19 protein-coding genes, 2 tRNA genes, 2 pseudogenes, 1 CRISPR repeat array and 2 riboswitches are annotated in these 19,685 nt (G+C 68.0%); of the genes and pseudogenes, 3 read left to right on the top strand and 20 right to left on the bottom strand.

Going from position 1 to position 19,685, the window contains the following annotated elements; translation table 11 throughout:
• Window positions 1-4: 4 nt before the first annotated feature.
• From cobW to EV216_RS03965, 12 genes are all read right to left on the bottom strand, one after another.
• A complete protein-coding gene (gene cobW / locus EV216_RS04020) occupies window positions 5-1,042 on the bottom strand; it encodes a cobalamin biosynthesis protein CobW (RefSeq protein WP_132693777.1) in 1,038 nt (345 codons plus the stop codon).
• Complete coding sequence (locus EV216_RS04015) at window positions 1,039-1,419, bottom strand: DUF1636 family protein (protein ID WP_132693776.1); 381 nt, start codon at window positions 1,417-1,419, stop codon at window positions 1,039-1,041. Before EV216_RS04015 ends, cobW begins: the two co-directional genes overlap by 4 nt.
• A 121-nt stretch (window positions 1,420-1,540) precedes the next feature.
• A riboswitch (cobalamin riboswitch) is annotated at window positions 1,541-1,750 on the bottom strand.
• Between the two features lie 22 nt (window positions 1,751-1,772).
• Window positions 1,773-4,223 carry an FAD-dependent tricarballylate dehydrogenase TcuA gene (gene tcuA / locus EV216_RS04010; protein WP_132693775.1) on the bottom strand — a complete coding sequence of 817 codons (2,451 nt, stop codon included), beginning with the start codon at window positions 4,221-4,223 and terminating at the stop codon, window positions 1,773-1,775.
• 43 nt (window positions 4,224-4,266) lie between these two features.
• Window positions 4,267-4,641 carry a hypothetical protein gene (locus EV216_RS04005; protein WP_132693774.1) on the bottom strand — a complete coding sequence of 125 codons (375 nt, stop codon included), beginning with the start codon at window positions 4,639-4,641 and terminating at the stop codon, window positions 4,267-4,269.
• Window positions 4,642-4,674: 33 nt separating this feature from the next.
• Window positions 4,675-4,885: riboswitch (cobalamin riboswitch) on the bottom strand.
• 96 nt (window positions 4,886-4,981) lie between these two features.
• Window positions 4,982-5,239 carry a hypothetical protein gene (locus EV216_RS04000; protein WP_132693773.1) on the bottom strand — a complete coding sequence of 86 codons (258 nt, stop codon included), beginning with the start codon at window positions 5,237-5,239 and terminating at the stop codon, window positions 4,982-4,984.
• A 154-nt stretch (window positions 5,240-5,393) separates the two neighbouring features.
• Window positions 5,394-7,289: an acyl-CoA synthetase gene (locus tag EV216_RS03995; protein ID WP_132693772.1), complete on the bottom strand. Its 1,896-nt coding sequence runs from the start codon at window positions 7,287-7,289 to the stop codon at window positions 5,394-5,396.
• 144 nt (window positions 7,290-7,433) lie between these two features.
• The gene (lysM, locus tag EV216_RS03990) at window positions 7,434-7,862 is read right to left on the bottom strand and encodes a peptidoglycan-binding protein LysM (RefSeq protein ID WP_132693771.1); all 429 of its coding nucleotides are present in this window, start codon (window positions 7,860-7,862) and stop codon (window positions 7,434-7,436) included.
• 82 nt (window positions 7,863-7,944) lie between these two features.
• A complete protein-coding gene (locus EV216_RS03985) occupies window positions 7,945-9,738 on the bottom strand; it encodes an ABC transporter transmembrane domain-containing protein (protein ID WP_132693770.1) in 1,794 nt (597 codons plus the stop codon).
• Between the two features lie 91 nt (window positions 9,739-9,829).
• Window positions 9,830-9,903, bottom strand: a tRNA-Gly gene (locus EV216_RS03980).
• 54 nt (window positions 9,904-9,957) lie between these two features.
• On the bottom strand, window positions 9,958-10,623 hold the full coding sequence (locus EV216_RS03975; protein ID WP_132693769.1) for an SOS response-associated peptidase: 666 nt from the start codon (window positions 10,621-10,623) through the stop codon (window positions 9,958-9,960).
• Window positions 10,624-10,713: 90 nt separating this feature from the next.
• Complete coding sequence (locus EV216_RS03970) at window positions 10,714-11,772, bottom strand: quinone-dependent dihydroorotate dehydrogenase (protein WP_132693768.1); 1,059 nt, start codon at window positions 11,770-11,772, stop codon at window positions 10,714-10,716.
• Window positions 11,769-12,107: a DUF952 domain-containing protein gene (locus tag EV216_RS03965; RefSeq protein ID WP_132693767.1), complete on the bottom strand. Its 339-nt coding sequence runs from the start codon at window positions 12,105-12,107 to the stop codon at window positions 11,769-11,771. The genes EV216_RS03970 and EV216_RS03965 overlap by 4 nt, the downstream gene beginning before the upstream one ends.
• Before the next feature lie 194 nt (window positions 12,108-12,301).
• On the opposite strand from EV216_RS03965, the pseudogene EV216_RS03960 reads away from it, so the two are divergent.
• From EV216_RS03960 to EV216_RS03950, 3 genes and pseudogenes are all read left to right on the top strand, one after another.
• Window positions 12,302-12,541 (top strand): annotated as a pseudogene (locus EV216_RS03960) (transposase); the annotation flags it as partial.
• Window positions 12,537-12,866: pseudogene (locus tag EV216_RS18865) on the top strand (IS110 family transposase); the annotation flags it as partial. The pseudogenes EV216_RS03960 and EV216_RS18865, both read left to right, overlap by 5 nt.
• Window positions 12,867-13,251: 385 nt before the next feature.
• On the top strand, window positions 13,252-13,629 hold the full coding sequence (locus tag EV216_RS03950) for a hypothetical protein (protein WP_132693766.1): 378 nt from the start codon (window positions 13,252-13,254) through the stop codon (window positions 13,627-13,629).
• Window positions 13,630-13,685: 56 nt separating this feature from the next.
• Here the strand turns inward: EV216_RS03950 and EV216_RS03945 are convergent.
• From EV216_RS03945 to EV216_RS03910, 8 genes are all read right to left on the bottom strand, one after another.
• Window positions 13,686-13,762: transfer RNA gene (locus EV216_RS03945), tRNA-Met, on the bottom strand.
• Between the two features lie 292 nt (window positions 13,763-14,054).
• Window positions 14,055-14,252, bottom strand: coding sequence for a CRISPR-associated endonuclease Cas2 (cas2, locus tag EV216_RS18860; protein WP_132693765.1), 198 nt, complete (start codon window positions 14,250-14,252; stop codon window positions 14,055-14,057).
• Window positions 14,253-14,266: 14 nt separating this feature from the next.
• Window positions 14,267-15,257: direct repeats of the CRISPR family, unit length 28 nt; unit sequence GGTCTATCCCCGCGGGTGCGGGGGAGCC.
• A 65-nt stretch (window positions 15,258-15,322) separates the two neighbouring features.
• Window positions 15,323-15,616, bottom strand: a complete 294-nt coding sequence (gene cas2e / locus EV216_RS03935; protein ID WP_132693764.1) for a type I-E CRISPR-associated endoribonuclease Cas2e — start codon at window positions 15,614-15,616, stop codon at window positions 15,323-15,325.
• Entirely contained in the window at window positions 15,616-16,494 is an 879-nt protein-coding gene (cas1e, locus tag EV216_RS03930; RefSeq protein ID WP_132693763.1) for a type I-E CRISPR-associated endonuclease Cas1e, read from the bottom strand. The genes cas2e and cas1e overlap by 1 nt, the downstream gene beginning before the upstream one ends.
• Window positions 16,488-17,237, bottom strand: a complete 750-nt coding sequence (locus EV216_RS03925) for a type I-E CRISPR-associated protein Cas6/Cse3/CasE (protein ID WP_132693762.1) — start codon at window positions 17,235-17,237, stop codon at window positions 16,488-16,490. The genes cas1e and EV216_RS03925 overlap by 7 nt, the downstream gene beginning before the upstream one ends.
• Window positions 17,234-17,968, bottom strand: coding sequence for a type I-E CRISPR-associated protein Cas5/CasD (cas5e, locus tag EV216_RS03920; protein ID WP_132693761.1), 735 nt, complete (start codon window positions 17,966-17,968; stop codon window positions 17,234-17,236). The genes EV216_RS03925 and cas5e overlap by 4 nt, the downstream gene beginning before the upstream one ends.
• A complete protein-coding gene (cas7e, locus tag EV216_RS03915; protein WP_243641957.1) occupies window positions 17,965-19,227 on the bottom strand; it encodes a type I-E CRISPR-associated protein Cas7/Cse4/CasC in 1,263 nt (420 codons plus the stop codon). Before cas7e ends, cas5e begins: the two co-directional genes overlap by 4 nt.
• On the bottom strand, window positions 19,166-19,675 hold the full coding sequence (locus tag EV216_RS03910) for a type I-E CRISPR-associated protein Cse2/CasB (protein WP_165899137.1): 510 nt from the start codon (window positions 19,673-19,675) through the stop codon (window positions 19,166-19,168). The genes cas7e and EV216_RS03910 overlap by 62 nt, the downstream gene beginning before the upstream one ends.
• Between the last annotated feature and the right edge of the window lie 10 nt (window positions 19,676-19,685).

Here is a 19,685-nt window from a genome sequence, read left to right as displayed (position 1 = left end):
CGTCTCAGCCCCCCAGCGCGGCGCGGATCGCGGCCGGGTCGATATCGTCATGCTCGGCGATCACCACCAGCCGCGTGACGCGCGGCTCGTCGGGCGCCCAGGGCCGGTCGTACTGGTGGCGCACCCGCGCGCCCACCGCCTGCACCAGCAGGCGCATCGGCTTGCCCGCGACGGCGGCATGGCCCTTGACGCGCAGGATGTTCTGCTTGCGGGCCAGCGTTTCGATGCGACCGGCCAGGATCGTCGGATCGGCCTGTTCGGGCAGCTCGATCACCACGCTGTCGAAATCCTCGTGGTCGTGGTCGTCTGCGCCGTCATGGTGGCTGGGCCGGGCATTCAGATCGTCCTCGGCCGCGGCGCCCAGCCCAAGGATTACGCGGGGGTCGACCACGCCCTCGGCCACCTCGATCACCGGCAGCGGGCGCGGTGCCTCGGCCGCGATGGCGGCGCGCGCGGTCGCGACGCCTTCGGGGCCGGCAAGATCGGGCTTGGTCAACAGGACGATATCGGCGCAGGCGATCTGGTCCTCGAACACCTCGGACAGCGGCGTTTCGTGGTCCAGGCTGTCATCGGCGGCCCGCTGTGCGTCGATGGCGGCGAGGTCGGGGGCAAAGCGGCCTGCGGCCACCGCCTCGGCATCGGCGACCGCGATCACCCCGTCGACGGTGATGCGCGAGCGGATATCGGGCCAGTCGAACGCCTTGAGCAGCGGCTTGGGCAGGGCCAGCCCCGATGTTTCGATCAGGATGTGATCGGGGCGCGGATCCAGCGCCAGAAGCGCCTCGATCGTGGGGATGAACTCGTCGGCGACGGTGCAGCACAGGCAGCCATTGGCCAGTTCGACGATGTTTTCCTCGGGGCAATCGGGCAGCGCGCAGGATTTCAGGATGTCGCCATCCACGCCCACATCGCCGAATTCGTTGACCACCACGGCCAGCCGCCGCCCGTCCGCGTTCTGCATCAGGTGACGGATCAGCGTCGTCTTGCCCGCGCCCAGAAAGCCGGTGATGACGGTGACGGGCAGCTTGGAAAGGTCGGTCATTCGGGGGCCTCCATGGGGGGAATGCGGGCGATGCAGTTCTTGCGGAAATGTTCCGGCCGGTCGCGCCAGGGCACCAGACCGCCGGGCGCATCGCGGAAAAGCGCAGCACCCTCGGCGATCAGCGGCGCCTGGGCCGGGTCGAGATTGCCGTAGACATAGCTCCAGCGGCCCGGGCCGCGCAGCGCCACGGTGCAGCCGCGGGTGCAGTTCGACAGGCAGTCGGTGGCAATCAGGCGCACGCCTTCGGGCAGGCCATTGGCCGCCAGCGCATCATGCAGCAGCGCGCCCGGGCGGGGGGCGTCGGGGTCGGCGGGATCGGCGCGGCGGCAGGTCGTGCAGACCAGCAGATCGACCGCACCCGGATGCGCGGCGCTCATTCCCGTTCTGCCCCGCAAAAGCGCAAGAATCGTGTCATGTCTGGCCCCTTCGATCAGGGGACAAGGGCAGATGACGGGTAAAGCCGCAGCCGGACCCGACACCGGAACACCCCGTCCGGTTCAACGTCGTATGCTGCTGGCAGGTCTCCCGGCTTGCGGATCCCAGGGGCCACGGGCCTCTGTCGGTTGCCCTGCCTTCCCAGCCTGTCGGCCAGTGGCGGTGGGGCAACCTCTCCGGTCACGGTCGCGGGGGCGGCTGCGCTTCGGACCTTGCGGCCCTTATCGCATTCCCTTTTCACCTACCCAAGGGCAGGCACCAGCGCAGGTGTCATGCCCCCGAGACAGTCGGGTTGTCAAGTCGGAGGATCAGGGTTGCCGGGCGGCATGCGTGCGGCGCGTTCGCCTGCATGCCGCAGAAGCGCCGCAGCGCGATAGGCCCCGTGCGACAGCTTGGCAAAAGGCAAGGTCAGCGCCAGACCCAGCACGCTGCCCAGATGCAGGGCGAGCAACAGGCCCATGGCAGCCGTCTCGCGTAGCGCGAGCAGCGCCAGACCGGTTGCCGCCGCCAGCGCAAGGCTTGCCCGGGTGAACCGGTCGGCGGCCTCCATCTCCGGCGTGGTGGGGCGCCGGTTAGCGCGGTGGCGCCTGAAGTCCAGCCCGGCCAATCCCGCCAGCATGGCAACGCCGCCAAGGGTGCCAAGGGCCACCGGAAGGCTGAACAGCGGATAGGGCGCGATCCGGTCCAGCAGGTGATGCTGCACCGCCCCCGCCAGCGTGGCCAGAAAGGTCAGGCCGAAGCCGTAGGCGACGAGGTGATGCGCCCAGCGGCGGCCGGGTCCGGTGGGGCCGTCGCGTGTTTCGCAGCCCGGGCCGCCACCGCCGAGATTGCGCAGGCTCAGAATATCGGACAGCGCCCGTGCAACGCTGCGCGCCGAATGGCGTGTGGCCGGTCCGCGCCCGGCCCGCCAGAACAGCAAGACCCGCAGCCCAAGCACAAGGCCCGCCGCCCCGAAGGCCAGCCCGGCCCCGGCCGCCATCACCCCGTGCGGGATCACCGCGTAGAAACTGCCCGGCCCGGCCTGCGCCGCGAACAGCGCCACACCCGGCACCATCAGCAGCGCCGCAAGCGGAAGGCCGAACAGGCAGAGCGCGTAGAGCCCTGCAAGCCATCGGGTTGACGTGCCGCGCGGCAGCAGCCCGCCGCGATACTCCTCGGCCCGCATCTCGGCCAGGGCGGCGGGCAGGTTCACGGCGAACTCATGGGGCGGGGCATATTGGCAATCGTCATGACAGGATCGGCAGTCGTGGCACAGATGCGCAAGGTGGCCCAGGTCGCCCCGGGTCAGGGACGCGCGCAGTTGCGCGGCCGGAAAGACATCGCAAAGCCCCGTGCAGAAGCCGCAGGTATTGCAGATGTTCAGCGCCCGGCGGGCCTCGGCCTCCGGATCGGCGGCGGGTCGGGACGGGGGCGTGAGGGGCGCGGCCCTGCGGGCAAAGGGGCGCGGGGCGGCGGCCCAACCGGCAAGCTCGGCCGCCTGTTGCCCGGCAATCCGGCCGAAGACGCCGCCAATGGCCAGTGCGCAGCCCGACAGATAGCCCTGCCCCAGAACGGCGCCGCACATCGCCGCCCCCGCTGCGAACAGGCGCGGCGCCGTGCCGCCCGCGGCCAGACGCAGGCGCGCCGTTTCGTCCACGCCGACCCCATGGCGGGTAAAGGCAAGCCCCGGCCGCAGCGGGATGGCCGCGAGCGGGACGTGGTCGAGCGTGGCCAGCGTTGCCTCCAGCTCATCGGGGTCGATACCGCAGAGCCGGGCCAGTGCTGCGGGGCTGTCGGCGCGCAGCGGTGGGTACAGCATCGGCGGCAGCCGCGCTGCACCCTCGGCGCCCAGAACCAGCCAGGCGCGGGGGGCGGCACGCGCAGCAAGCAACTGGCCCCAATGCGAATAGCGCGCGGGGCCTGTCACCGCGTCCGCGTCGCAAATCCGCCGCCCGTCCGCGTCCACCACGATGCCCAGATGCATGCCGTCCACCCGGCTGACAATGCCCGCATCCTCCATCGGCGCACGGGCATCGACCGCCACCAGATGCCCATCGCCGGGTAGGCCAGCGGGCGCGGCGCCATTGTCGAGCAGCCACAAGAGCGGTTCGCCCCGCTGGAAGGGTGTGCCGCGATTGGCGATCCCTTCCGCCACCTGCCCCAGATGCGCCGCCAGCCGCGCCCGGTCGGCGCCGTAACCGCCCGATGCCAGCACCAGCGCCGCGGCCTCGATCATCCCGGTTCCCTCCGGTGTATCGACCGAGAACCGCAAGGGCATGTTGGAGTCAGGACAAAGTGCCTCTGGACAAACCGCGCCGACGCGACAGCCATGGCGGATATCCACCCCCAGCCGCTGCGCGCGCCGATAAAGCGCATTCACAAGCGCCTGCCCGCCACCCCGGAAGAACGCCGTTCGGCGCGACCATGGCAGGTTGCCATCGGCCCAGGGCTCGAAGGCGACGCCCTGCGCGGCAAGCCATCCTGCCAGGTCAGCCGAGCCCCGGGCCATAACCTCTGCCAGCATCGGATCGGGCGCCCCGATCCGGCCAAGATCGTCCATGAAATCCGCGACCGGATAGCTCCCGCGCTGCCATGGCGTTTCGGTATCATGGGCCAGCCGGATATTGCGCGAATGGCGCGCATTGCCGCCCCGAAGATGAATCGGCGCGGCGTCGATCAGGGTGACCGACGCCCCGGCCAGCCGCGCCTCGATCGCGGCGCAAAGGCCCGCGAAACCGCCGCCGACGACCAGCACACCAGCGGTCATCCGGCAGCCCCGTCGCGCGACCGTGCCTTGTGCAGGACACCTGTCACGACGGCTGCCGTCGCGCGCGGGCCCCGCCCCGGCGGCGTGGCACAGGCAGGCTCAGGCCGAGCGGTCGAGGCGGCATGGCGAGCGAGGCGGCAAGCAGGCCGCGGAAACTGGCCAGCGTCGGCGAGTCGGGTACGCCAGCGTCCAGGCGCAGCAATGCGGCCCGCGCCGCAGCCGCATAGTCGCACCCACCCGGCAGGCCGCCCAGCCATTGCATGAAGCCAAGCTGCCCAATCTCGTCGGCGCGCGCGGGATCGCGGCCTCTTGCCTGCATCTGCAGCAGGACCAATTCCAGCATCATCGGCCGTTCCGTCGCCCCTTGCACAGCAGGATCGCTCGGAATCGGGCGCCGCCCGGCAGGTCGATCGGTCATCGGGCTCTCCTTTCCGGGGCACCCCGCCCGGGTTGAACAGGTCGTGACGATGGCAGGTCTCCTGACTTGCGGGTCTCGGCGTCTCCCGATCCTTCCCGGGCCGATGGCCCAGTGGTCGCTTCGGAAGACGCTCGCCGCCTACAGTTGCGGGGGCAGTCGCGGACTTGCCGAAGACCCGGCGCACCGCATTCCCTTTTCACCCGCGACACATGTCGCCGCGGGAACCATCGCCGGACCGATAGCGGATGCGGTCGGCAGTCGTCAACGCGTCAGAGATCCGCTTTCACCCGATGGCCCTTGTCCCGCCGACCGAACCGCCGACCTCCGGCAACGCGACCCGTCACAAGGATTCGCCATGCGCGCAAGGGCGCAACAGGCCCGCATCAGGGTGGCGGTTGATCCCGAGGGTCATCCCCTGCACGACATTCGGGACCGACACCCCACCGGACATGAGGAAGACCGCAAATGGGTGAAGGCCGTATCCGCCCAGCCAGTGGAACTTGCGCCCCTCGCGGTTCATTACGCCATACCCCACCGGCTTGGCGAAGCGTCCGTTCGGAGAGTGGCATTGCCGGACAAAGAGGCGCACGGCATCCAACCAAATTCGAAAGCCCCCGTCCGGCGTGTACAAGTACCACGGGAATCGGTGACCGCCATCTGGCACGATGACGCCGCCCCTGCGCACCCCAAGGCAAGTCGTATCCAAGCACGCAGGTGGCGGGCCGCAACACCCGACGAGGACGATGACCCGATCAGTCCGCCCATTCCCAGGGTGTGGTGAAATTCCCCAGGACAGAGCGCATGGCCGCCTCGTCACGGGTGGCGCCAGGCCTGAGCCGAGCGACAAGGCCACGCTTGCGGTCCTCGATCACCTCATGCACGCGGACATCCAGTCCCGCCTCGGCAAGCGCCGCTTCATAAACCCTCCGGATAGCCCGCTTGCGCAGTTCGGGCTTGAATACCTTGCCGACTGCGGTCTTGGGCAACTCGTCCAGAATCTCGACATGCTTCGGGATAGCGGCGCGTTCATGGATATGGATCCTGGCATGGGCCAGCAATTCCTCGGGCGTCACGGTGGCGTCCTTGACGAGTTCCACATAGGCGCAGGGCAATTCGCCCGCGAAGGCATCGGGCTGGCCGATCGCGCCGACAAGGGCCACGGCGCGATGCCCCGCCAGCGCCTCCTCGATCTCGGCGGGGTCGATATTGTGGCCGCCGCGGATGATGATGTCCTTGGCCCGGCCGGTGATGTACAGATAGCCATCCGCGTCGATCCGGCCCAGATCGCCCGTCCGCAGGAACCGCCCGCCCGCGAAAAGCCCGTGGTTCTTGGCGACATCGGTATAGGTCGACCCCTCGACCACGCCGGGATTGGCGACGCAGATCTCGCCCACCTCATCCACCTCGCATTCGCCCAGCACGTTGCCCTCGGCATCGCATTTCAGGATATGCACCTGCGTATAGGGAAACGGAATGCCGACCGAGCCGATCTTCTTGGCCCCGTCTGGCGGGTTGATCGAGACGAGGCAGGTCGCCTCGGTCAGCCCGTAACCCTCGCAGATGGTGACGCCAGTGGCCTTCTCGAAGCGGCGGTAAAGCTCGACCGGCAGCGGCGCCGAGCCGGAAAACGCATAGCGCAGCGTCGAGACATCGGCATCCACCTTGCGCTGCATCAGCGCGGCGATGGCGGTGGGCACGGTGATGACGAAGGTCACGCCCCAGCGTTCGATCAGCTTCCAGAAATTGTCGAACACCCCATCGCCGCGATAGCCCGCGGGCGTCGGCAGCACCACATGCGCCCCGGCCGAGATCACCGACATCAACACCGGATAGGCGGCAAAGACATGGAACAGCGGCAAGGGACAGATCAGCGTGTCCTGCTCGCTGAACAAGAGCCGATGGCCCAGCCAGCCATTGTAGATCATCCCCGAAACCCGGTGCTGCGCGACCTTGGGCAGACCGGTCGTGCCGCCGGTATGGAACAGCGCCGCGATCCGGTCCTCGGAATGGTCGGAAAAATCCAGCCGGTCGGCGCGTTCCCTGGCCAGTTCCTTGTGGAAATCCAGCAGGTCGGCATGGTGGTTGTCGGGGTTCTTCGGCCGGATCAGCGGCACGATCAGCTTCTTGGCACCGGTCAGGTAGCGCAAGAGGTCCACCTCCAGCACCGTGCGCACATTCGGCGCGTGGCGCACCGCCTCGGCGACCTTCTGGCCGACATCGGTCTTGGGGAAGGTGCGCAGCGTGACCACCACCCTGGCATTGGTCTCGCGCAGGATCGCGGAGATGGTCTCGGCCTCCAGCAGCGGGTTGATCGGGTTCACGATCCCCGCCACGGCCCCGCCCAGCAACGTCACCGCGGTTTCGGTGCAGTTCGGCAGGACATAGGCGATGACGTCCTTCTCGCCGATGCCGAGCCGACGGAACAGGTTCGCGGCCTGGGTCACGCGGCCGTGCAGCTCGGCCCAGCTCAGCGTCTCGGCTGGCGCCCTGGGGTCCGAGAACATCTGGAAACTCAGCGCCGGGCGGTCGGGATGCGCGCGGGCCGTCGTGCTCAGGAACTCATGGATGCTGCGCGCCACGGGACGCGCATGCCAGTCGGATTCCGCCTCGATCGCGTCGCGATCGGCGCGTGAGGCATAGGCTGCCATCGTCTTTCCTCCCCGGGCCCGTTCTCTGCGGCGCCGCTCTCCCTTATGGAAGATCAGGATGGCCGGATTTCCCGCCCGCCGCAAGATCCCCTGCCATGGCCGCAACGCCACGTCAGGCCGGGCGCTGCGGCGGGCAGGACGGGATCAGCCCTGCGGAATGCGCAGCACCTGGCCGGGATAGATCTTGTCGGGATCGCTCAGCATCGGCTTGTTGGCCTCGAAGATCTCGGTATAGCGCGCGCCATTGCCCAGCGTCTTTTCCGCGATCTTCCACAGGCTGTCGCCCTTGACGACGGTGTGGAACACCGGATCCGCGCCGCCCGCCGCATCCTCGACCGCGGCCACGCCTTCGATATTTCCGACCGCCAGCATCACCTTTTCCTTGGCTTCCTGGCTGGCCGCGGTGCCGGTCACCTTGACCTTGTCGCCCTCGACCGAGATCTCCAGCCCCCCGGCATCAAGCCCCAGATCGGCAATTTCCTTGTGCAACTCCTCGACGCTGGGCGCCTCGGCCGCCTCGGCCCTGCCGCCCAGCTTCTTCCCCGCATTCTTGACGAATGACCACAATCCCATTTTCCGTCCTCCTCGGCAAAAATCGTGAACGATGCGCCAGAGTAGGCAGGGATTTGCGACAAGCAAACGAAAACGCCGCGGCTCAGGCGGCGCTTTCGATCCCGTCGGTGAATTGCAGCCGGGCCAGGCGCGCATACAGCCCACCCTGCGCCACCAGCGCCTCGTGGCTGCCCTCGGCGACGATCCGCCCGCCATCGAAGACCAGGATACGGTCGGCCTTCTTCACGGTGGCCAGCCGATGCGCCACGATCAGCGTGGTGCGCGTGGCGGCCATCTCGTCCACCGCATGCTGCACCGCGCGTTCCGATTCCGCATCCAGCGCCGAGGTCGCCTCGTCCAGCAGCAGCACGGGCGCGTCGCGCAGGATGGCGCGGGCAATCGCGACCCGCTGTTTCTGCCCGCCCGACAGCATCATGCCCCGTTCGCCCACCTGGGTATCATAGCCCTGCGGCAACGCGGCCAGGAAGTCATGCGCGGCCGCCGCGCGGGCGGCCTGTTCGACCTCGGCATCGGTCGCCTCGGGCCGGCCGAAACGGATATTCTCGCGCGCCGACGCGGCAAAGATCACCGGATCCTGCGGCACCAGCGCGATATGGTGGCGGAAGGTGGCGCGCGTGGTCGCGCGCAGATCCACCCCGTCCATCAGGATGCGCCCCTCCTGCGGATCGTAGAAGCGCAGCAGAAGCTGGATGATCGTCGTCTTGCCCGCCCCCGAGGGACCGACCAGCGCCACGGTCTCGCCCGGCCGCACATGCAGGTTCACCCCGTCCAGCGCCGAAACGCCGGGCCGCGAGGGATAGGAAAAGCGCACATCCTCGAAGCGGATATCCCCGCGCGCCCGGGCGGGCAGCGGCAGGGGACGCGCGGGGTCCGTCACGCTGTCCTCGGCGGTCAGAAGTTCCACCAGCCGCTCGGTCGCGCCCGCGGCGCGCTGCAACTCGCCCCAGATCTCGGTCATCGCGCCCACGGCAGCGGCCACCATCACCGAATAGATCACGAACTGGACCAGTTCGCCCACGCTCATCGCATCGGCGCGCACGTCGCGGGCGCCGACCCACAACACGCCCACGATCCCCGCGAAGACCAGGAAGATCACGATCACCGTCATCACCGCCCGCGTGCCGACCCGCTGGCGCGCGGCGACATAGCTTTTCTCGGTCACGTCATGGAAGGTGCCCCGGCTCGCCGCCTCATGGGTGAAGGCCTGCACCGTCTGCACCGCCAGCAGCGCCTCGGAGGCATTGCCCGACGAGGCCGCGATCCAGTCCTGGTTCTCGCGGCTCAGGCGGCGCAACCGACGCCCCAGCAGCACGATCGGCACGATCACCGCCGGAACCAGCACCAGAACGGCCGAGGTCAGCTTGGCCGAGGTCGCCAGCATCAGCGCCAGCCCGCCGAAGAAGATCAGCACATTGCGCAGCGCGACCGACACCGACGAGCCGATCACCGACAGGATCAGCGTGGTATCGGTGGTGATCCGGCTCAGAACCTCGCCGGTCATCGTCTTTTCGTAGAAGGCCGGGCTCATCCCGATCATCCGGTCGAAGACGGCGGTGCGGATATCGGCTACCACCCGCTCGCCCAGCAGGGTCACAAGGTAATAGCGCAGCGCGGTGCCCAGCGCGAACAGCGCCGCGATACCCAGCGCCGCGGCGAAATAGCTGTCCAGAAGTGCGGCCGCCTCGGTCTCGAACGCATCGACCACGCGCCGCACCGCCATCGGCAGGATCAGCGAGACCGCCGCGGTCAGCACCAGAACGGCAAGCGCCGCGCCCAGCAGCGCCTTGTAGGGCAGCACATAGGGCCAAAGCGCGCGCAGCGCCCCGATCCGCTTCGATTTCTCGCGGTCTTCCTCGACCCTGGCCCTGGGGGGCATGGCATGCTCCTGCTTGTCCGTCGCCGTTGTAGGGCCGAGCGGCGCGGACAACAAGTCGCAGCGGGCGATTTCACGGCACAGGACGGGGGCGTGGAGCGGGTAGACGGAATCGAACCGACATAGCCTGCTTGGAAGGCAGGGGCTTTACCATTAAGCTATACCCGCACGCCCCCGTGACTAGGCCACGACCGGGCGGCGGTCAAGCCGCAACTGGTCCGATCAGGTCGCGACAGGCGCGATCAGCCCCGGCCCCGCGGCGCGGTTCGAGTTCACCGCCACCCCGACCCGGTGCACCGCCAGCACGCCCTCGGCGGCCGGCCGCATCAGCACCGCCGCCCCATGCCCCGCCTCCCCCAGCCAGAGCGGCCAGTCGGCCCGCTCGACGATCACCGGCATCCGGTGGTGGATCGCGGCCATCGCGGGATTGGCCTCGGTGGTGACGATGGCGCAGGTACTCAGCCGCTGGCCCTCGCGCTCCCAGTCCTTCCAGATACCGGCCATCGCCATCGGCGCGCCATCGGCGCGGCGGACATACCAGGGCAGCCTGGCGCCATCCGCCGCCTTGCTCCATTCGTAGAACCCGCTCGCCGGAATCAGGCAGCGGCGGCGCCGCGCGGCCTCGGCAAAGGCGGGCTTCGTCGCGATCGTGTCGGCGCGCGCATTGATCAGCAGCGGTCCATCGGTCGGGGTCTTGTACCAATGCGGCACGAACCCCCAGCGCAGCGCCCGCAGCCGCCGCATGCCCCCCTCGCCGGTCACCGCGGCAACCGGATTGGTCGGGCAGACATTGTAATTCGGCCCCTCGGGCAGATCGTTCGCGGGCATGGCCTCGAAAAGCTTCGCCATGGCCTCGACCGGCAGGGTGATCGCGAACCGTCCGCACATGGGCGGCAAAGTTAGGGAAGTGACCCAGAGTTTTCAAAAGCCTTTGCGGAATCCGTCAACCGGGTTCCGCGCCCTGCCCCACAGGCCCGTTCAAATCCAGTCGTCCCGGCCCGTGCCGACCGCCTCGGCCACATTGGCGAACCCGTCGCGCGCCAGAAGCCCCTCCAGCCCCCGCACGATCTGGGCCACCAGCCCCAGCCCGCCATAGACCAGCGCGGTATATAGCTGCACGGCACGCGCGCCCGCGCGGATCTTGGCATAGGCCTCCTCGGCCGAACCGACGCCCCCCACCCCGATCAGCGGCAATTGCCCGCCCGTCGCCACCGACAGCCGCGCCAGCACCCGGGTCGAGCGTGCGAAAAGCGGCGCGCCCGACAGCCCCCCCGCCTCGCCCGCATGGCGGCTTGTCAGCTCGCCGCGCGCCAGCGTGGTGTTGGTCGCGACGATCCCCGAGATCCCGGCCTCCAGCGCGACCCCGGCGATCTCGTCGATCTCGGCATCCGACAGATCCGGCGCGATCTTGAGAAAGACCGGGATCGGCCGCGCCAGCCCCGCCCGCGCCGCCATCACGCCAGACAGAAGTGCGGACAGCGCCGCCCGCCCCTGCAAGTCGCGCAGCCGTTCGGTATTGGGCGAGGACACGTTGACCGTGGCGAAATCCACATGCGCCCCGCAATGGGCCAGCACGGCGGCGAAATCCGCCGCCCGGTCGCCGCTGTCCTTGTTCGCGCCCAGGTTCAGCCCGACCACCGCCCCCTCGGGCCGCGCCGCCAGCCGCGCACCGATCGCCACCATGCCCTCGTTGTTGAAGCCGAAGCGGTTGATCGCCGCGCGGTCCTCGCTCAGCCGGAACAGCCGCGGGCGCGGGTTGCCGGGCTGCGGCCTCGGCGTCGCCGCCCCCACCTCGACAAAACCGAAGCCTGCGCGCGCCAGCGGCCCCAAAGCCACGGCATTCTTGTCATAGCCCGCGGCCAGCCCGACCGGATTGGGCAATGCCAGCCCCGCCAGATCGGTCGCCAGCCTGTCCGAGGTGATCGCCCCCGGCAGCGGCACCAGCCCCGCGCGCAATGCCGCCAGCGACAGCCCATGCGCCCGCTCGGGGTCCATCCGGTGCAGAAGCGCCAGCCCCGCGCGTTCCAGCGGCGTCATACCATGCCCTCGGGAAAGATGTGCCCCGTCACGCCCAGCGGCAGGGACTTGTCCCAGACCACATCAGCCACGCTCAACTCACGATAGAGATGGGGAAACAGCGCCCCGCCCCGCGACAGTTCCCAGCGCAACGCCTCGCCCAGACGGTCGGCCGCCACCGCGACCAGCACCAGATCGCTTTCCCCCGCAAAATGCTTCTCGGCGGTGCCGGTCACCTGTTCGGCGGTGGACAGGTGGATGAACCCGTCGGCCAGATCGACCGGCGCGCCCGCAGTCAGGCCCGCCGCGCGAAAGGCGTCCCACTCGGCCCGGCGGAATATCTTGTAGATCAGCATCCCGCTCCCATGCCCGCTGATGCGGCCCCGGTCAAGCGTCAGAGGCTTTGTGGCCTGCTGCCGGTTTCGTGGACATCAGGTTAGGTTCGCATAGCTCGGTCCTCGAACGCCACGGGGCTTAGGGTCAGGACCCATTGATCTGCTGAGGCTGCCCGTTCTGCGTGATTCAAGCTCTCGCACTGATGGGGGTGAGGCTGAGCAACCTTTTCTGGCGGACCGAGGAGCAGATGGAGCGGCTGCGACCGTTCTTTCCGAAGAGCCATGGCAAGCCGCGGGTCGATGATCGGCGCGTGCTGAGCGGCATAACCTTCATCAATCGCAACGGGTTGAGATGGTGTGACGCGCCCCGGGAGTATGGCCCGCCCAAGACCCTCTACAATCGCTGGAAGCGCTGGGGCGACATGGGGGTTTTCGCCCGGATGATGGAGGGGCTGGTTCCGACCGGTCCACTGTAAGTCGGTCCCGGCCCAGGAGGTCCGTGCGGTGCTTGGCGCCCGCAAGGCAGTGCAACAGGGCTTCATCACTCTGGAGATGTCCCTGCGCGGGCTCTTGCGGAACTTCGGTCTGAAGGTCGGCTCCATATCGCGGGGCCGGTTCGAGCCGCGCATTCGCGAACTGACGGCGGGCAATCCGATGCTGGAGACGGCGACCGAACCGATGCTGCGGGCGCGACAGTCGCTCCGACAGGAACTGGCCGGGCTGGAACGCCGTGTCCGCCAGCTTGCCCAGGAGGATCCGGCCTGCCGCCGCATGATGTCCACCCGGAAGGCCCGCCGCGAGAACTGGCTGTGCCTTCCGGTCAAGCGGCAGGACAGGCGGAGCGTGGCCTATCATGTGTCCGCCCTGCCATCCCGCGCCTTCGATGCGCTGATCTCGCGCATCCTCGATCTGCCCGCGCTGGACGCGGGCTCCTTCGCAATCGCGGACCTGCCGAAGCCGCAGGGGGGGCGCGGAGCCGGTCCCCGACAATACCGCGCCCTCGTGGGTGCTGCCCCTGATGCGCATCCTGCGCAACGAGGCCCATGGCGATCTCAGCCTCGCATGGCGCGCGCCGCCCGATCACCTGGCGCCCGGAACCGTCTTGCCTGACGTCCACGAGGCGGCAAGGATACTCCTCAGGCTGGGCCTGGCCTGAGGGGGCGCGATGGACGACGATTCCGCCGAATGGTTCACCACCGCCGAGGTGGCGGCGGTTGTCCTGGCCGCGGGCGCGACGGATGAACTGCCCGGCACGGCGAGCGGCCTGAAACGCTGGATCAAGCGTCAGGCCGCGGCACACCCTGACAGTTGGCTCATCCTGGGCTTGGTAGACCTTCTTGATGGGCGCCATTCGAGCGGCCAGAGATTCCATCTCTGGCCGCTGACCCTCGCGGTCAAATTTCCGTGCAGAAGCTGCGGCCAATCCGTGCAAAAGCTGCCGCCGCACTACAGATGGACTGCGACACGCGGTCACGTTTCCGTGGTAGTTCAGCGGGGCTTTCAGGGCCGATTTAAGGGTTGTTCAGTCATAGGCAATTCTTAGGCGGAGGAACTTGCCGCAAAATCTTCCCAATAATTTCAATATTTTATAAGATGAAATGGTAGCGGAGGAGGGACTCGAACCCCCGACACAAGGATTATGATTCCTCTGCTCTAACCAACTGAGCTACTCCGCCAAGAGCGAGGCGCTAGGTAAGGGAGGTGGGGGCGGCCGTCAAGGGGAAAACCGGGGCGGGCAGCCAACGTACCGCCTTGGCTCAAGCACACGGCCTCCTGAGCCGAGATCAGTCAGGGTTGCCCTTTGCCGCCCACTTGGTCCGGGTTTGGCCACGCCGCTTCCTCTGCTAGGATATACCTCGCGCAAACCACTCTTGCGCGGGGCTTTTTCTGGTGTCCTGCCGCCGAGAATTGAACAGAGGGCTGTCAAAACAGGGCCAAGTGGCGCGGTTTTTCATCAGGATTCGTCGATCAAGACCGCCCACGAAAGACTTGGCTTTGCGCATATTGCTTGTCCGTGAAGAAGAGCACCTGGACATGTCCCGCCTCTGGAACGCAGTCCCCGACCTGTCGCGCGAGGGATTCGGCCTTTTCCCGACTCCACGCATGGCGAAGATACACCGAGCACTGGACCATCTCGAAGCCAAGCCGATGGAAAATATCCACCATGGGTAAAGAGACAGGGTCTATCCCCGCGGGTGCGGGGGAGCCCTCGTCGGTCGGCCGCGGCAGCCGCAGGAAACGGGTCTATCCCCGCGGGTGCGGGGGAGCCCAGGAAAACCGAACCGGGACGCCCATGTCCCAGGGTCTATCCCCGCGGGTGCGGGGGAGCCGTGCCGGGCGCGGCCAGCGGAGCGGTGGGGCGGGGTCTATCCCCGCGGGTGCGGGGGAGCCGAGGCGGTGCCGGATGAGTGGATCGACCGGGTGGGTCTATCCCCGCGGGTGCGGGGGAGCCCCATACACCATGTCCATTTCGGTGCAGGAGGACGGTCTATCCCCGCGGGTGCGGGGGAGCCAGGATGCTGCTTGACGTGGCCGTGACGGACCCGGGTCTATCCCCGCGGGTGCGGGGGAGCCGAGGGCGTCGCGGGGATGAACCACGCGCCGCACGGTCTATCCCCGCGGGTGCGGGGGAGCCAAACGGCAGGAAGTGACCCGATACATCTTGGCGGGTCTATCCCCGCGGGTGCGGGGGAGCCACCGGGAAACGCGGACGATGCGGTCCTTCGCCGGGTCTATCCCCGCGGGTGCGGGGGAGCCGCAATCGGCGGGAGCATCGGGGTCTATCCCCGCGGGTGCGGGGGAGCCTGCTTTCCGCGTGCTGGAGGCGGTGCATCGCGGGGTCTATCCCCGCGGGTGCGGGGGAGCCCAACATGGCCGAGCTTGCGGCGGAGCAGTCGGGGGTCTATCCCCGCGGGTGCGGGGGAGCCGGTCGAAACGCTGGTCAGCGCGATGCAAAACAGGGTCTATCCCCGCGGGTGCGGGGGAGCCGCGCTGGCGGCAAGGAATCAGCCGATCAACGAGGGTCTATCCCCGCGGGTGCGGGGGAGCCTGCAGCAGGACCGTCGCGCCGGCGCGATCGAGGGGTCTATCCCCGCGGGTGCGGGGGAGCCCAGCGCCCGCAGGCGCAGACCCCGTCCAGATGGGGTCTATCCCCGCGGGTGCGGGGGAGCCTCTTGTGTCCAATACCTTGAAATACCAGCAATGTCAAAGAGCGGTCGGGCGAGTGGATTGCGCGTTTACTTTCGTTTTACGAGCAGAAGGCCGTCCGCGTCGACGATCAGCTTGGACGGCTCGCCCAGGGTCTCGATCCTGAGATTTCCGACGGCCTTGCTGTCTCGCCATACCATGACCAGAGAGCCTCTGTGAAGCTGCGACCACCAATCCGTCATCACCGACCAGACCCGTTGCCTGACACCGGCCGACATGTCGGGCGAGACGTAGACACCCGGTGCAATCTCCAGCATGATCGAGGTCAGAAAACCCCGGTAGCGCATCTCGACGTCGCGGGTCACGATCATGGTCAGCGGCATCAGGTCTCGCGTCCTTCGATCAGCGCCTTGATCCTCTCGATCATGGCGGGGATGATCCCCTCCCGGCTGAGCGCGGTGCCGGTCAGGCGACGGGTCACGCGCTCGATGTTCTCGGACGGGCGCTCGGAAACCTGTCTGGCCGCCTTGAAGGCGCAGGGCACCGTCACGCTGTCGCGGTAGAGGTCGGCCACGTCGAGGACGAAGCTCTGCCCGGGATCCTCGTGGATAAAGCCCAGCTGGGGGATGGTCGCGGTCGCGCAGACGGCGATCGCTGCGGCGGCCTCGACGGCGCTCGCGGCGTGGTTCAGCCCCTGGTTCGGCAGATCGGCAGCCATGGGATTGGCACGGTCATAGCGGCGCCCGCGCCAGGGGATGCCGATCCGCTGGGCCTGCAGCGCATAGGTCTCCTTCATCCGCGCGCCCTCGATGCCGCGCAACACATCGAGATCCTTGTGCGGAAGGACCTCGCCGAGGCGCATCGCATACATCCGCCGCGCCGTCATCACGCGCAGATCGTCATCGGCCCAGATCCGGGCCTGGAGCCGCGCAAGGCCGGAGCGGTCGGGGATCATCGGCGGCGCGGTGTACAGGCGGACGCCATCCTCGCCGACCGCGGCCAGCGCCGTGCGGGCATGGGCGAGCAGGCGCAGCGCGTCGTGGCTGACCGTCGATCCCGGGCCGAGCAGGACGATCGACACGCCCTGCAACGGGATGGCGTAGTCGCCCTCGGCAAGCGCATCCGCCTCGGTCTGCGGTCCCTGCAGGAAGGCGAGCGTTCCATCGCGTGCGGTCAAGGCCCCCCGTGCGAGGTAGAGGCACCCCGCCCGGTCGGCATGGGGCACCTTGGCACTGTCGAGGCCGAGCCGCCCCTTCAGCATGCCCGTTTCCGCTGCAGCGGACGCAGCAGGAGCATGCCGTACCCATAGGCGCGATGGCGCCCCACGCCCCTTGCCAGCAACCCGGCAAAGGCGTCGGGGTCGGTGATGGTGAGGGTGCCGTGAACGGTGGCGTCGGGCCCTTCGATCCGCCGGCCGCTGCGCTGAACAGTGCTCCGGCGGAAAGAGGCGAGACGGCTCATGTCGCGCTCGAGTTCCGCCGCCGGGGCCAGTCGGTCGGCCAGCCAATCGAGATAGACGGCCTCGCGCTCCGCCGCGCCACCCCGCAGGGCGGCGGCGAGAAAGGCGTCGATCTCGGCCCCCTTGCGAAAGTTGACTTGCGTGCCGGTTTCAGTCTGTCCCTTGAACGCAGAAGCGAGCCGGACGACCGGCCGCATCCGCAGATCGAAGCCGAGCCTCAGACCGGCCGTCCAGCTTTCCGCCGGGCGGGCGAGGGATCGCAGGCGATCGAGTCGGACCACATCTGCCAGGCCAGGGGTAAGACCGCGGCTGCCAGCATCGCGAAGCTCATCGGCGGAGTGCCGGGAATAGGCGTAAAGCGACCCGGCCCGGGCGCGTGGCGCCACCATCAGGCGAAAGGGTTGCAACATGGCCGGGCCAAACGCCTCGCCCAGCACATGGTGCAGCGCCAGCCCCTCGTCGAAGCTTCCGCCAAGCCCCCGCCTGCCGGCCCATAGATGAAGGCTGCGCAACTCAACCGGGAGTTCGACCAGATGGATAGTCATGAAGCACCTCCCGCGATCTCGGCCTCGATCACACGTCGGCTTCCGCCGTGCAGGCCGGAGCGCCAGTTGCGGAGATCCTGCAGGTCGCGAACCGTTCCGTCGGCCTCGCCGTCCGTCGACGGCCAGAGCGCACGGCCCGCGAGGCCCAAGGTTTCGATCGCTGCTCTTGCCGTAGAGGCGTTGAGCCAACCCTGAAGCAGTGGCGCCGCGGGCAAGCAGGGCTTCCGCCCGATGAAAAGCGGACGAGCTGGGCGCTCAAGAGCGCGAGCAAGGGCGTCTAGTTCCGGTCCCTCGCCTGGTTCGAGGCGAAGAACAACGCGGCAATCGTGATCGACCAGGTAGTCGCGGCGTCGGCGGTGCGTCATCCACTTCCGACCTGCCTGGTTGCCGACCTGATTTCGGACCGGTGGGTTCGAGTAGCTCGGTCCACTGTTGCGCGTTTCAGGTACCCCCGACGTCGTCCAGCCGGGTTCGGCTTCGTACAGCCGCGCGTTCTGGCCATCCGTGAGAACGCGCCCCTGTCGCGCAATCAGTGCCGCGAAAACCAGACGGTCCTGCAGCGCCTGATGCCTCTCGGCCTCTTCGCGCCGCCAGCCGAGCGCATTGGCTAAAAGCCCCGTCAGCATCGAGGCCGAGGGAAAATCGCGCGTGTGCCCGACATGGTCGATGGCGACCCCGCCAAAGGCCATGAGCGGCGCCGACAGGCGCAGATGCAGCCAGCGATGCGTCATGCCGCACGGTCCGCGATCCGTGCGGGCAGTCCTTGCGCGAAACCGGCCAGATCGGCCAGCGTCCCGCGTTCCGCTCCCGGAACCTCGGCATTGGCCAGCGACATGACATGCCGGCTCTCGCCCGTCGCATAGGCCGCATCGAGCGCTGCGAGGTGCTCGGACAGCGCCGCCACAGCCTGCCCGGTTTCCGCCGAACAGGGGCTGCGGAATGCCTCGGCCAGAGACCGCGGCTGGCGGTCACCTGCCTCGAGCATGAGAAAGGACGCACGGGAATAGGGTGCGGTCGAGCCCAGCTTGGCCCCTGGCGAGACCTCGGCGATCAGGTAGACGAGATTGTGCAGCGCCTCGCCCGCCAGCCGCGCATCGCCGCCGAGATTGGACAGAAGGCCGGGGATGTCCACAACCACATAGCCGTAGAACAGGCCGGAGGTCAGTTCGGTTTCCTGGATCGTATCCGCGCCGGTATCCTCTCCGCGGGCCAGATCGTCGGCGGCAATGAAATAGTCGCTTTCGGCCTCTTCGGCATGCACGGTGAAGGCATGGGCGACATGGACGGGGGCCTCGATATTGGCCTTGGGGTCCGAGGTGACCATCCGCCCGAACAGCGCGCCGGTCAGGCCGGCGGGAACTTCCCCTGCCTGACGCAGCGCCTCAAGGTTCGCCTCGCGATTTTTCTGGAACTCGCTTCGCCCTTTCTTCGGCAAACCGACCCAGCTTTCGCCAAGGCTGAATGCCGTGTCCGGCTCTCCGTCTGCCTCTTTAGCCAAACGCACAAACTCGCTCTTCAGCCAGCGGATTTCCGGCTCTCCGAACAGAAGTGTGGGACGCCCCTCTTTTTCATCAGCCTTTGCGGCCACTCCTCTCTTCTTCGGTTTCTCGTCACCTTTTCCGCTATAGACAGCGAAGTTGAACCATTGAGCCAAGGCACTGACAACCTCATCGGAGAAACCGTCTCGGCATTCCTCTACTATGAGACTGTCGACAATGCTGCGCGAACGGTATGATTTCGCCCATCCCGCGATCTCGCTCAGCGCATGGAGATCGTCAGCCCACCGCCAATGGTATTTCAAACATTGAGAACTCACGCGGGTGCGAAGGTGCCCGCCATAGGGCAAGCGCTTCGCCAGGCCCGCGTCGTCGCGGTTCAGGAGCGCCGCGGTATAGGGCGCGAGGAAATGGATTTGCAGGAAACGCGGATCAGGCATCTTGGCTCTCCTCGGTCGGGGCAAAATCAATGCGTTGGTAATAGGCGCGGGCAAGCTCGTTGCGGTCGCGTCCGTAGTTCAGGCGGGCCAGATCAACCACGTTCATTGACGGATGATTGCGCGCCAGCATGCGGATCGCACGTTCCAGCGCGTCGCGCCTAGCGTCTCCCCGCGCAGCCAAGAGCCGCGCGAGGCGCTGTTCGGAAACGAACGGTCTGTTTGGTGGCCTGAGATCGGCCAGCGGGCTGCCCCCGTCTGCAAGAACGGCACCGACTGGACGTTTCGGATCATGGATCGTCTGCCCCGCGCTGGCCGGCGTCAGGATCGCCACCATGCGGGTGAAGCGCAGCCAACCGGCTTCCTGCCAGCGGGGCAGCTTCAGCCGCGCCACCTGCCGCCAGAATATCGGCGCACCGCCCTCGTCCATGCGCCGGGCCTCGGCCTTCTCGCCAGAATCTGCCGCAGCCAATGCGGCGGCGATCGCCACCGCATTGCGGGCCATGTCGTCAGTG

Source organism: Rhodovulum steppense (assembly GCF_004339675.1).
Lineage (GTDB): Bacteria > Pseudomonadota > Alphaproteobacteria > Rhodobacterales > Rhodobacteraceae > Rhodovulum > Rhodovulum steppense.
The sequence above is the reverse complement of the archived record's forward strand: the minus strand, read 5'-3'. Positions and strand labels throughout refer to the sequence as shown.

What these genes read in the sequence shown, in the direction of transcription:
- cobW (WP_132693777.1), bottom strand. Translation starts at nt 1,042, where the DNA reads ATGACCGACCTTTCCAAGCTGCCCGTCACCGTCATCACCGGCTTTCTG.
- EV216_RS04015 (WP_132693776.1), bottom strand. Translation starts at nt 1,419, where the DNA reads ATGAGCGCCGCGCATCCGGGTGCGGTCGATCTGCTGGTCTGCACGACC.
- tcuA (WP_132693775.1), bottom strand. Translation starts at nt 4,223, where the DNA reads ATGACCGCTGGTGTGCTGGTCGTCGGCGGCGGTTTCGCGGGCCTTTGC.
- EV216_RS04005 (WP_132693774.1), bottom strand. Translation starts at nt 4,641, where the DNA reads ATGACCGATCGACCTGCCGGGCGGCGCCCGATTCCGAGCGATCCTGCT.
- EV216_RS03995 (WP_132693772.1), bottom strand. Translation starts at nt 7,289, where the DNA reads ATGGCAGCCTATGCCTCACGCGCCGATCGCGACGCGATCGAGGCGGAA.
- lysM (WP_132693771.1), bottom strand. Translation starts at nt 7,862, where the DNA reads ATGGGATTGTGGTCATTCGTCAAGAATGCGGGGAAGAAGCTGGGCGGC.
- EV216_RS03985 (WP_132693770.1), bottom strand. Translation starts at nt 9,738, where the DNA reads ATGCCCCCCAGGGCCAGGGTCGAGGAAGACCGCGAGAAATCGAAGCGG.
- EV216_RS03975 (WP_132693769.1), bottom strand. Translation starts at nt 10,623, where the DNA reads ATGTGCGGACGGTTCGCGATCACCCTGCCGGTCGAGGCCATGGCGAAG.
- EV216_RS03970 (WP_132693768.1), bottom strand. Translation starts at nt 11,772, where the DNA reads ATGACGCCGCTGGAACGCGCGGGGCTGGCGCTTCTGCACCGGATGGAC.
- EV216_RS03965 (WP_132693767.1), bottom strand. Translation starts at nt 12,107, where the DNA reads ATGCTGATCTACAAGATATTCCGCCGGGCCGAGTGGGACGCCTTTCGC.
- EV216_RS03950 (WP_132693766.1), top strand. Translation starts at nt 13,252, where the DNA reads ATGGACGACGATTCCGCCGAATGGTTCACCACCGCCGAGGTGGCGGCG.
- cas2 (WP_132693765.1), bottom strand. Translation starts at nt 14,252, where the DNA reads ATGGTGGATATTTTCCATCGGCTTGGCTTCGAGATGGTCCAGTGCTCG.
- cas2e (WP_132693764.1), bottom strand. Translation starts at nt 15,616, where the DNA reads ATGCCGCTGACCATGATCGTGACCCGCGACGTCGAGATGCGCTACCGG.
- cas1e (WP_132693763.1), bottom strand. Translation starts at nt 16,494, where the DNA reads ATGCTGAAGGGGCGGCTCGGCCTCGACAGTGCCAAGGTGCCCCATGCC.
- EV216_RS03925 (WP_132693762.1), bottom strand. Translation starts at nt 17,237, where the DNA reads ATGACTATCCATCTGGTCGAACTCCCGGTTGAGTTGCGCAGCCTTCAT.
- cas5e (WP_132693761.1), bottom strand. Translation starts at nt 17,968, where the DNA reads ATGACGCATCGCTGGCTGCATCTGCGCCTGTCGGCGCCGCTCATGGCC.
- EV216_RS03910 (WP_165899137.1), bottom strand. Translation starts at nt 19,675, where the DNA reads ATGGCCCGCAATGCGGTGGCGATCGCCGCCGCATTGGCTGCGGCAGAT.